The 11,947-nt window shown below is 35.3% G+C and carries 11 protein-coding genes and 1 pseudogene; 8 read left to right on the top strand and 4 right to left on the bottom strand.

Translation table 11 applies throughout. From position 1 onward, the window contains the following. Window positions 1-165: 165 nt before the first annotated feature. A pseudogene (locus B3Q46_RS02195) lies at window positions 166-414 on the top strand (hypothetical protein); the annotation flags it as partial. A 685-nt stretch (window positions 415-1,099) separates the two neighbouring features. Then, entirely contained in the window at window positions 1,100-1,342 is a 243-nt protein-coding gene (locus B3Q46_RS02190) for a hypothetical protein (RefSeq protein ID WP_034705379.1), read from the top strand. A 93-nt stretch (window positions 1,343-1,435) separates the two neighbouring features. Here the strand turns inward: B3Q46_RS02190 and B3Q46_RS02185 are convergent, their stop codons facing one another. Then, window positions 1,436-1,777, bottom strand: a complete 342-nt coding sequence (locus B3Q46_RS02185; protein ID WP_286713148.1) for a hypothetical protein — start codon at window positions 1,775-1,777, stop codon at window positions 1,436-1,438. Window positions 1,778-3,049: 1,272 nt separating this feature from the next. Between B3Q46_RS02185 and B3Q46_RS02180 the strand changes: the two genes are divergently transcribed. From B3Q46_RS02180 to B3Q46_RS02170, 3 genes are all read left to right on the top strand, one after another. Next, entirely contained in the window at window positions 3,050-3,340 is a 291-nt protein-coding gene (locus tag B3Q46_RS02180) for a type II toxin-antitoxin system HigB family toxin (protein ID WP_286713146.1), read from the top strand. A gap of 1 nt (window position 3,341) precedes the next feature. Next, complete coding sequence (locus tag B3Q46_RS02175) at window positions 3,342-3,743, top strand: helix-turn-helix domain-containing protein (protein WP_004785978.1); 402 nt, start codon at window positions 3,342-3,344, stop codon at window positions 3,741-3,743. A gap of 214 nt (window positions 3,744-3,957) precedes the next feature. Beyond that, window positions 3,958-4,110, top strand: a complete 153-nt coding sequence (locus B3Q46_RS02170; RefSeq protein WP_004785976.1) for a hypothetical protein — start codon at window positions 3,958-3,960, stop codon at window positions 4,108-4,110. A 91-nt stretch (window positions 4,111-4,201) separates the two neighbouring features. On the opposite strand, the gene B3Q46_RS02165 is transcribed toward B3Q46_RS02170, so the two are convergent. The 3 genes from B3Q46_RS02165 to B3Q46_RS02155 form a co-directional block, all read right to left on the bottom strand. Beyond that, a complete protein-coding gene (locus tag B3Q46_RS02165) occupies window positions 4,202-5,500 on the bottom strand; it encodes a Y-family DNA polymerase (protein ID WP_286713143.1) in 1,299 nt (432 codons plus the stop codon). Beyond that, window positions 5,497-6,054, bottom strand: a complete 558-nt coding sequence (locus B3Q46_RS02160; protein WP_034170368.1) for a LexA family protein — start codon at window positions 6,052-6,054, stop codon at window positions 5,497-5,499. The genes B3Q46_RS02165 and B3Q46_RS02160 overlap by 4 nt, the downstream gene beginning before the upstream one ends. Before the next feature lie 119 nt (window positions 6,055-6,173). Next, the gene (locus B3Q46_RS02155; RefSeq protein WP_286713140.1) at window positions 6,174-6,809 is read right to left on the bottom strand and encodes an SOS response-associated peptidase; all 636 of its coding nucleotides are present in this window, start codon (window positions 6,807-6,809) and stop codon (window positions 6,174-6,176) included. Window positions 6,810-7,129: 320 nt separating this feature from the next. Here B3Q46_RS02155 and B3Q46_RS02150 point away from each other — a divergent pair, with 320 nt between their 5' ends. From B3Q46_RS02150 to B3Q46_RS02140, 3 genes are all read left to right on the top strand, one after another. Next, window positions 7,130-7,270, top strand: coding sequence for a hypothetical protein (locus B3Q46_RS02150; RefSeq protein ID WP_162835331.1), 141 nt, complete (start codon window positions 7,130-7,132; stop codon window positions 7,268-7,270). 270 nt (window positions 7,271-7,540) lie between these two features. Continuing rightward, the gene (locus B3Q46_RS02145; protein WP_214001273.1) at window positions 7,541-7,882 is read left to right on the top strand and encodes a hypothetical protein; all 342 of its coding nucleotides are present in this window, start codon (window positions 7,541-7,543) and stop codon (window positions 7,880-7,882) included. A gap of 2,898 nt (window positions 7,883-10,780) precedes the next feature. Next, window positions 10,781-11,947 carry an MFS transporter gene (locus tag B3Q46_RS02140; RefSeq protein WP_286713137.1) on the top strand — a complete coding sequence of 389 codons (1,167 nt, stop codon included), beginning with the start codon at window positions 10,781-10,783 and terminating at the stop codon, window positions 11,945-11,947.

The raw sequence follows: 11,947 nt of genomic DNA, 5'->3' as shown, positions 1-11,947 counted from the left end.
TACTTTCGCAAGAGATCTAATTAAAAAATAATGAGAAAACCACTCAAAACTACAATTCTTTTAATATTACTCCATATATTAATTACAACATAATAATTTCATTATAAATACTACTGTTAGTAGAAATATAAGTAATTCTAATCTTAGAAACAATACAGATTTTCAAAGAGCAAACTAATTTTATTTTATGCCTTGAACATGAGTCTTAGTCCGAAACAACTGGAACAATATGCTCCTCTTGATCCACCAGCCCAGAAAATGATTGAACTGGCGCAGCAGAAACTGAATTTATCAGCACGAGGCTATCATCGGATTTTGCGTGTTGCCCGAACCATTGCCGATCTTAACCAAAGTCCAGATATTCAGACTGGGCATTTATCAGAAGCCTTGTCTTATCGCGGGCAGCACATTTAAACGATAAAAAAGCAACCTAAAGTCGCCTTTTTATTTAGAGAAAATTAGAAGCTATAACCCAGTCCGAATACTACTTTGTTCTTTTATTTCACATCCATACGATCATAACCACCGATGATGTAATTGATGCTTGCAGTAACACCAGTATCTGCAAGAGGTTTAATAATTTTAAAAATATAAAGTCAAGGTAAATTGGCAACTGAAAAGGCCTTATTTGTGATTCTATGTAATATATTCTGCTATTTAAAAATGGTTTTTTTGTTTTTATATTTAATGATCTAATTTTTAGAAAATTAGGTTAAACATGTATAAGAAATTATAATTTTAAATAATTAATAAAATTCAATATCTTATAAATATAATCATATTTTATATAAGTAGCAAAATGTATTTCTAAATTTTATTTTAAATTTAAGTTTATATACAATTTTTTGATTAAGTTATGACTTTAATTGAAAAATAAAATTTATAAAAGATAGAAAGCTTTCAATATGTGTTCATTCTATTATTAAAAGTAATTTATGTTTCTTATAAATCCAGACTTCAATTACTTAACTTACCTTTTTTTACATTGAATTAATATGTAACAGGTAATAACTTGGCGAATTTTTAAAAATAGGTAGAGTAAATATTAAGTCGAAACCTAATCATCGGCGATTTAAAGCAAATAGTAAGGAGTTACACCATGGCTAATAATCAACAGCAAAATCAGCAAGACCAACAGAACCAACAACAACAGCAACAGCAAGACCAACAACGTCAGCAAAACCAGAATCAAAATCAGCAACAGCCGAACCAGCAGCAACAACAACCGCAGGGACAGCAAAACCAACAGCGTCAGCAGGGCCAACAGGACCAGCAACGCAATCAGCAACAACAGCAACAGCCACAACAAGATAACCAGCAGCAAAATTTGCGTAATCAATAAGATTAGTTAAAGCTGCAGCGTTTATATCTAAGTTGTGTAATCTCTACAAAAAAACCGCCTTCTTTAAGGCGGTTTTTTCTTGTTCAGAATAAATCAGCATTGAATATTGGCTTTTACTTTATAAAAGTCGAGCGCATTTTTCAGATCTTTCAGTAGTTCCTGCTCATCATATTCTTGTGGCATCAGTTTTATTAGGGTCGGCATATAATGAATTTTATATTCTTTAGGATAATCCTCACATAAAATATGTGTTCTTTCCTCAAGACTAATAGTAGAAGAATCTAATTTATCTAAATAAGCACTCAATCGGGCATCTGATTGTTCAAACTGAGCTTTCACAGCTGGGTCAGGTTCAGCTGATACATCTGCCTGTTGTTTTTGGCAGCCTGTGATGGCCAATGCCAATAGGGCAATTATGAATAGTGATATTTTCATGGCAACAAAATATTGTTATCAGTCGTTGGAAAAATTATAAAGAGAAATGAGTGAAAGAGCACCTGCCTTTAAACTCATTGACAGCTGAGAAAATAAAAAATGAAAAGGACTTTGATAAAATAAGTAAAATATCTGCCAATATGTATAAGTTGCATATCTGCTTTTATGACTCACTTGATTGAATGAAAATCGCATGAACCAAAGTTTTTTGTATTTAATTGCATCTAAGTTAATGAAAAATAGCCAATAAAATATAAAACATAACCTATATTCAACATTTGGTAAAAAAGCATCTATATTTCATATATATATTAGATGCATGACAAGTGGTACTTTATCACCACTACAAAAAATCAGATAAAATAATTTAAAATCAGCAAGTTAAAAAGCCCTGTTTAATCCAAACAGTTAAGCAGGGCCTATTTTTTAGATCATAAATACGTCAAAAACAGCTGATTCTCCGATATTTATCCTTCACATAAGTTTTCATATACAACATAAAACCTGAAAATACATTCAAGTGTGAAACATGAATAGATGTTATTTATATATCTCTTTTCATGAAAAGACAGGGTAGAGCTATGATGAGATGTATCTGTGCATTTGGTATAGGTGTCATGGTGGGATGTTGCTTTAAATCTTGCAAAGAAAAAATGTGCCGGATGATGAGCAAGGATCACGGTACCAAAGACCAAGCGCCAAAACATGAAGAGAGTGTACAAATTTAGAGGCTATAGCTTGCCTGTATGATCGCAGTACAGGTGAGTAATTCAATAGTTTCAAGGTAAATAAATCGTGGAGCTGTAAGCCATTATCTTTAAAGCAACAAAGCTCGATCCATGATCGAGCTGTTCACAGTCAGGAGAAACACATGTTCCAATTTATATGTTGTTTATTTGGTCTTCATGGTGCGACTGAAATTGATTACACAGTCGATGATTTCGAAGTCAAAAAGTGTCGTGATTGCTTGAAAGATTTAAATTAACTCTCTAGACCTTCGCGGTATAGATGGATGTTGAACCCCCGTTCGATTTTAGATTGACGGGGTTTTCATTTTTTTTATCATTGCTATTTGAAAATAGAACTAACATATCCACGCTAATTCATAAATATTGATAATTAATAAAATTACTAAAAATAAGGGTTTATTTAATTTTAACTTGTGATTTGACCATAACAATACTCATCTCAACTAAATTCATCCTTTAAGCGTTATTGCAATATGCGATATTTAGGTTATACTTTGAATATAGCAAAATGCGATAAATAATTATGCATGTGATCACTCACGCTTGGATTCTGGAAGCAATGCGAAAGTGGCCACACGCTGAAACCGCATTGGATGGTTGGTATCGAATTATCAAGGCCAATGATCCTAAGGATTTTGCCGACATGAAGCGATTATTTCCCGCAGTCGATAAAGTCGGGAAATTTCATGTCTTTGATATTGGTGGCAACAAGATCAGGTTGATCGCAGCTGTAATGTACCAGGCAAAACGTGTCTATATTCGCCATGTCTTATCCCATCAGGAATATGACAAAGGTCATTGGAAGGAGGCTTAATATGAATGCAATGATTAAACAGGCCGTTGATCACTGGCGTTATGTTGCACCTTTGCTCAGCAAGCCAGAAACTGAAGAAGACTTTAATACGCTCACTGAAGCTTTAGATGAACTTCTGGATATTGTAGGTGATGATGAGTCGCATCCCTTAATGGGGCTGATTCTTCAACTGGGTGATTTAGTCTCAGCTTATGAACATGAGCATTTGCCGATGCCAGAAGGCGATGGTCGTACTGCACTGGCTTTCTTGATGGAACAGCATGGCCTAAGCCAATCAGACCTATCTGATATAGCTACCCAGTCGGTCATTTCTGAAATCCTGAATGGTAAACGTCAGCTCAATATCCGCCATATTAAAGCTTTGTCTGAACGTTTTAATGTTTCTGCAGATACTTTCTTTTAAGTAATAAGAAATTAAATTATAAATTGATCTATGAGCTGTGTTTTCTGGAAGCAGGTTGCACAGCCAGGCAGATTTAGATTAAACAAGAAGTCTATATAAGCTCTGATTAGAAGAATATATGTTTATTAAAATGTATGGAAAACATAAATATTATTGATGTTTAACCTTATATGTCCTAATAATTTTCTAAGCATCTAGAGGAAAGGGAATATATATGACAACTCATGCAGACCACCAAACAGAGCAAGAAGATAATCCGCAAAAAGAATCTAATGATGATAAAGGCAATCAAGCAACCTATAAGGGTGTAAAGCCTGAGAAAAAGCCTAATGCAGAGCCTGAGCATCCGCTGAGGGAGCAAAAGTAAGATATTGATATCAGAAAGCTCTAATTAAATTTAGGGCTTTTTTGATTTGAGTCTCGGAAAATTTCTGCTTCACTTTACTCGGAAGATGAAATTAATGATCAATCTTCAATAATCCATCCCAACTAAAATAATTCTGACTTAGGTGCTGTTGAGACATAGTCCAAGTCCGGTCAGGCATTTTAGCTGCTCCAATCGCCAGCTTTTGATCGCCAAATCTTTCCTTTACTTTTTCTAGCGTTTTCTGAAGTTTCTCATTTTTCTCGATCTGAGCATGATCAGAGAGCAAGTCATAGACATGGGCCGATTTAGGTTCAAGCGCCGTCAAAATAACTCCGCATTTTTTAAACTCGACACCTTCTGAAAACAATTCATGCATCTGTTGCATCAATACCCGGTTCATTACAACAGCAGAATCAGTAGGTTCAGGAAGAGCGATATTGATAGATTTATGATAAAAGGATCTGTTCTTGTCAAAAGGATTGGATTGAGCGAAAGCAATGATGCAACCACATAAGGATTGATCTTCTCTCAAGCGTTTGACGGCATTTTGCAGGTAATCACTCATAGCCTCCGTTAAAGCTTCAAGATCTGTTACTCGGCAACCAAATGAGCGTGAAGAAATAATCTGCTTCTTGGGCTGGCACGCCTGTTCCAGTTCAATACAGGAAATTCCCTGTAATTCCATCACAGTTCTTTGCATAACAACTGAAAATAATTTTCCGATTCGATGACAATCGGCCTGAGCTAAATCAAGAACGGTATGTATACCTAAGTTCTTCAACTTTTTACTCTGCTGGCGCCCAACCCCCCAGACTTCAGCAACATCAATCAAGCTCCAGAAGTAATCTCTATGTTGTGGATGCATAGAAGAAAGATTGCAAACCCCATTAAAGCGTTTGGCTTTCTTGGCCATATAATTGGCTAATTTAGCTTCGGTTTTGGAACGGCCAATGCCTACACAAACGGGTAGGCCAATCCATTGCAAAATACGCCGTCGCATATCCTGACCATATTCTGTTAAATCATGATTTTTTGCATAAGCTGTAATTTTCAGAAAGCATTCATCTATGGAATAAACTTCCTGTTCATCAGGTGCTACATATTCAGACAGAATGGAATGAAAGCGTTTGGACATTTCTGCATATAGGGCATAGTTGCTGGATAGCACTTGAACTTGATGCTGCTCGACAATATCGCGAATCTGGAAGAATGGAACAGCCATTTTAATGCCGAGATCTTTTGCTTCCTGCGAACGTGAAACTACACAGCCGTCGTTATTTGACAACACGATCACAGGTACATGATTTAGTTTCGGATTGAATATGCGCTCACAACTGACATAGCAATTATTGACATCAATCAGCGCATAGATTTCCTGCTGATATTTCATCTGAATTTTTTAATGACGTTGGTGACCACACCCCAGATTTCAAATTGCTGACCTTCTACAGGATGAATATCGGGATAGTCGTCATTCTCAGCTTTTAGCCAGCAACCCTTTACATCGATAATCAGCCGTTTGACAGTAAATTCGTTATCTACACAGGCAATCACAATATCTCGGTGTTGCGCTTCAATGCTACGATCCACAATCAGGGCGTCATTGATATCAATACCTGCATTCAACATTGACAGCGAATTGGCTCGAACAATAAAAGTAGCATTAGCGTTATTAATCAGGAATTCATTCAGGTCGAGTTTTTTATCAATATAATCTTGTGCAGGTGAGGGAAAACCAGCCTGAACGCGTTCAGTAACTAAAGGAATTTCCATTTGGGTAACAGGATCAAACTGGCGAATATCACTGATTTCATTTTCTTTTTTAAGTGATTTTAAGTATGCTTTGATATCCAGGACTTTGGATTCAGGTACACGAATTACTTTGGTTTCTTCGGCCTTTTTTCTGCCTGCACCAATTCTAAAGCCCCCATGCGAATTTGTCATAAACCTGCTACTTCTTGATTGTTGTTACATTAATCAAGATTGTAATGATTGCTTTATTTTTATACAAATAAATTAAATGCTTTAAAATCAGATACTAATAATTAAATTGCTTTTATATTTCAGTTTTCCGACAAACGGGAATCTCGTAGCTTTGCAATAAATTCATCCCGCATTTCGAAGAAAAACTCACTTGCTTCCTCATGATTGCAGTGCAGCCAATCCTGTCTTGACTCTTTCGGTATCACAATAATCGAGCGTTTTTCATCATTCGGATTATGAAACTGTTTCATAAAGGGATGCTGATTTGCATTAATCGTGAGCATTGAAAAAGATCGAACTTTTTCACCCTCAATGATTGCATCATCATAAATGGCTGCAACAGTAAAAGGATCGCCGTCTTCACGAGAAATAGCATACCAATGAGATTTGCCATTAATGTATATGGGTTCATAGAACGTATCTACAGGTACCAAAGCAAACTGATTGTTTTTCCAGGCATGCCGAAAACTTGCTTTTGAGGCAACCGTTTCAGTCCGGGCATTATAAGTATGCCGACCAAATTTTAATTCTTTGGCCAAAGAAGGAATAAGCCCAAACCGTGCGATATCCAGTTCAAACTCGTCAGCACCGCGCATAATGATGGGAGCGGGAGCCAAGGGATATACATGCGTTTTCATATCCAGTTCAAGTTGCTCTTCATGAATATCTAATAAAGAGAGACGGCTTTTTGAGGGGAATTCATAGTTTGAACACATGGGCGAACGCTCTCATGATGATCTATCATGAGAATTAAAATATAAGAGAGATAAGTGCAAAACAATTTGAATATCGTAAGTTGGATTTTGACCAGCAAGCAGGATTTTTATTTTATAAGTATATATTTAGAGCCTAAAAATATTTAACTCAATAATATTTTAAGTAAATTTAATATTATGAAAAGATTAAACTTTTATTTAATCTATACAGATATACATAATTTAACTTTTTATTTAAAAAAACACTCCAAATGGCTTTGGAAAGCTACAAATATAGATGTTAGTTATATAGGCTTGCATTTATGAGCATGAGGTGAAAGATGAAGTTATTAACGTTAATTGGTGCAGGTGTACTTGCGAGTTATTGTTATAAGAAAATGAAATACAAAAAGGACGGTTCAAACAATCCTACTCCTCAGAATGAACAGGTAGACAGTCAAGCAGCAAACCCTGTTGAATAATGCCTTTAAAGGGCCTCACAACTAGCAAGAAAAGGTTGTGAGGTCTCCCATTCTTTCAGTAGAGTCATCTCTGACAAGTCTTATATAATATTCAGAACTTTGATATTTTCAGAGAAACAGCAAGCTCTTTTTAGCTATTATACCTTTTCATCTGTTCTAAATTTTCCTGATTAAATTTATTGATAAAGTTGAATGGTTTACAAAACTATTCATTTTAATAATAGCCATACTTTAAAAATAATGTGATCCTCTTTCTCAGGAGGACAGCTTATGAAAAAACTAATTATCTTGCCTCTTGTAGCTTTAATACTTCTGGGGTGTAGTCAACCAAATACACAGCAAGAAGCTGACTCTAAGATCCTACAGGATGAGGATTTAAAAAAATTTAGGGAGATGGTAAGGAATGCTTTACCGAATTCAGACCTGGTTCAATTTCATCTACAAGAGGGAGAATGTGGTGAGGTTAGTTTCAGAGATAAATCTACGAATGAAATGAAGCATCGGAGGTTTATTGTAGTGAATAAAAATATTGTGCTGATTGAAAGACGGCAGGTAGATCAGGAATATTTTGACCTTTCATGGAGGAATGCATGTCGAGATTATTTTGGGTAAAGAAAGAATATTTATTAAAATTCTTATTTGAAAATAGTGACCGCTATAATTGAATATCAATAAAAACATTTGATCATTGAGCCACTCTTTAGAGTGGCTTTTTAATGTCTCGATTTCTGAATTTTGTTCGAAATATGATTACTGAGTAGATCGGTATTTCATATACTAGCTTCGTACTAATAGATAGAATGTTGATCAATTTATGATGATAGTCATCAATATTATGCACCGAGATGGAATCAACAATTTAGAAAAATAATTGTGTTGAAAAGTCTTTGGATTAATCAGTGTAATAAGGAAGACTTATACGGGCAACCAGTCATGTGGATTAGATTGATAAGATGATCTGATAATACACTCATTGTTGGGTGCTATTTTGCAGAAGTTCATCGAAAGATGGGCTTTTTTGTTACCTAAAATAAAGCTTTATCAAGTTCATACTAGAAATTATTGACTCCAAAGATCACAATTTAGACTTTTTATATATGGATAGATATTTAATTTCTATATATATTTATATTTGTCATGAATTGGCTATTGTTTGACCGTTGTACATTTCGTCAACAATCCTGAATCAGCGCAAAATGATAAAGGGGAAGAGCCCACAGCAATGTGGGCTTTTTTATTGCCTAAAGAAAAGTTTGGCTTAATTTCTTACTAGGTATCTGGCTTGAATATCTTAGCTAAGTAATAGATCTGGTCAAAGAGACTGAGATTAACTAGAAATTTGAATAAGTGACTTATTTCTATTTTATCGGTCAATATGATTGTTAATCATCGACTTAATATCAAAGTGTGATTGACTGCATACAATATTTTCATTATATTTTACCATATGTTCAAAAATCTCCACGTTTTGAATTTAGAGTTCTGCCCACATCGTCCCCAATGATGTGGGTTTTTTTTTGACTAGAATAGCTAAGTGATATTTTCATTAACCTATAATTAAAGAAGAGGGTAGTACCTAGTTCTGTGAAGAGGCTATTTTTACATCAATAGGTATGATAGATTAGGGTTCTGGCGGTAACTGCCTATACGGATCAGTCCAGCAAGTTCATCTTGTGACACTCCCGTCGTTTGAAGTGTTACTATGAAGAAGCTCATCGAAAGATGGGCTTTTTTGTTGGTTTATTAAACAAAAGGGTTCATACTAAGGCTCATGCTTAAATTAAGTTGAATCTTTTGAAAAACAAAAGAGTTGTAATTTTAGGCGGAGTATTTTTGGCATTTATATTCTTTCTGTGTTTCCATTTATAGAATCTTTCTAGCGAACAAGAAAGAGCAAAGAGTTTAGAAAAATTGTCTGATGAGCTTAAAGCTTCTGAATAGATAAGTTTAAAAGATAAAACGAAAGCCCATCATAAGTGGTTTTTTTTTTACAGGTATATACATTTTTATTTCTTAAAAATAATATTTATTCAATTAAATGAAATGTTATAAAGAATCTTCACAGTCTTTTAAATAGATTGATGCACCTTATGAATAAATATAAAGCGATAGATCTAAGTCTTCTTAATTGGGTATATGATGAAATTTTAGCGACTTTCGAGCCCACAAAATCTAGAACAATAAATAAATCACGATTTCTATCAGAAAATCTAAAGTTAATTGCTGAACATCTCGGTGAAGATGCGTCAGTGACAACTAAGGTATCAGCAGTAAGATTTAAATATAGATCACAAACTAAAACTTTATGGGTATTTGACGTACCCGATATTAATGACAGGTTCACATTCATTAAATATTTATTCGATTTCTTTCCGAGTTTTTAAAGTCCATAGAAATAAGAGCTTTTTTGTTGCCTGATAAACTTTATACGGCGACCAGAACACAAAAATAATTAAATAGTGTAATTCCTGTCTAACAAATAACCAAATTTAACCCAAAGCCAACCAGCACCCACCATTCAGTAATGCTTCTTATACTATTGCTGCACTATATAAGTGCTACTTTAAAGGTGCTCCATGAATAATGATGAACTAGCTAAAAACTATAACGACGTGTTAAAGAAGCCTACCCGCTTAACTTCCCCAGGTTAAGCGGGTTATTTTTTGTCTGGAAAAAAGTATGCTCCGATTACTATTCTGCTTATTCTGCCTACATGGTGCGACTGAGATTAGCGACGGCAAGAAAGAATGCCGGGATTGTTTGAAAAAAGTTTAATTTAGAATGATAAATTTTTTTATTATCAATGAGTTAAGTATTCTGTACTATTTGATTTTTCAATAATAATAGGCTAATAATTGGTTTGAATTTTGACTTAACGGGCTGGTTATGAGCACACATACAATGTATTCACACAACTGATTACTTAATATCAGTTATCAATTCTAATGTTATTAATTTTAATAACCCATATTTTGAATTCAAAGAGGCACGAAAGGAGATGAGCGCTAAAACTCTTGTTGAGGTGGAGCGCTACTATCAATACTCAGCTATCGACCTAACTATCACCCAAGTCAATGGATGGGTTGAGTTTAAAGCAAAGTTAAAATCATAGCCGAACGTATTACGGCAAACTAAACCTCTTACATTCTAAATGTTGAGGGGTTTTTCTTTTCTTATTGGTGAGCCCATGATAGACAAAGTACAAGCTAAATAAGGCTCAGATTTTGTAACGTTAAGCTGTCTAAATGTCAGAACCTCAGTCATTTTAATTCTTAGAACCATCAAATGATTACGATTGATAAGCTCATGATTGAACTAAAAGAATAAATTAAGAATTTAGCTAATGTATTAAGTTAAAATCTAACTTTTCTCAAATTAGTTAAAGAGCTTTGAAGAATCTATAGATGATTATCTTATAGATTATCGAGATCTAACCGAGACCCAATCAATGCAACTAAGCGCAACTTATATTTATTTTAAGTTATCAGAAATAAAAGAGTATCTAGTCTGATGCAATCTCTAGCTATTCATTACAGACTAAGTTTTTTCTATTTTTTTTATTATGCGATTGTGGGCGCATTCATGCCTTTCTGGAGTTTGTATCTGGAAGATCAAGGCTTTAATTATCAGGAAATTGGGATTTTATCTTCGATTGCGATTGTCACCCGATTTTTTGCGCCATTTATTTGGGGGTGGATTGCAGACAAATCCGGGAAACGCATGTTGCTGGTGCGTATAGCTACCTGGATGGAAGCCTGTATCTGGTTCATGATTTTTATCATTCCAAATAACTTCCAGTCAGTCGCTTTGCTTATGCTGATTTTTAGTTTCTTTCAGAATGCAATTTTGGCTCAGTTTGAAGGCGTGACTTTATTCTGGTTAGGTGAGAAAAGGGCAGAGCTCTATGGCAAAGTGCGTAAGTGGGGATCTATTGGATTTATTATTGGCGTATTTGGTTTAGGGGCAATTTTTGAAATTATCAGCATCAGTATGCTACCAATCTTATTGCTCTGTATTTCATTTCTGGCTTTTCTCTGGTCATTTACCATCAAAGAACCTACAGCAGCACCGACAGCTCAGAAAAAACTTGAAGCCTTATGGCCGATCTTCAAGCGTCCAGTGGTATACAGTTTTTTCCTGATTGAATTGATCATGCTGTTTTCGCATGCACCGTTTTATAGTTTTTATAGTAACTATCTCAGCCAGAATCGATTCAGTACCAGTCAGATCGGATTGCTTTGGTCGGTTGAGGTTATTGCTGAAATCATTATGTTTGCCTACGCTACATTTTTTCTAACACGCTGGTCATGGCGTCATCTGGTGATGCTATGCCTGTTAATGACCGGTTTAAGATGGCTGACTGTAGGCCTATTTCCATCGTTATTTCTGGCACAGTTTTTTGCCCAGACCATTCATGCCCTAAGTTTTGGCTTATTTCATATGATTGCCATGCGGGTTATTTTCCAGAATTTCTCGGCCGGACAACAAGGCCGCGGACAGGCACTGTATAGCACCATGTGGGGCTTAGGCGTGGCGAGTGGCAGCATTCTAGCCGGTCGTTATTGGGATCAGGTCGGTGGAACATCAATCTTTATTGCTGCTGCGCTGTCGACCTTGCTGGGCCTGTTGCTAGTATTTGGCTTACCCAGCAAAGTCGAATTGCAAAAGCAGGTTTAA

This window comes from Acinetobacter sp. UBA2581 (assembly GCF_002339435.1).
GTDB classification, from domain to species: Bacteria; Pseudomonadota; Gammaproteobacteria; order Pseudomonadales; family Moraxellaceae; genus Acinetobacter; species Acinetobacter variabilis.
The sequence above is the reverse complement of the archived record's forward strand: the minus strand, read 5'-3'. Positions and strand labels throughout refer to the sequence as shown.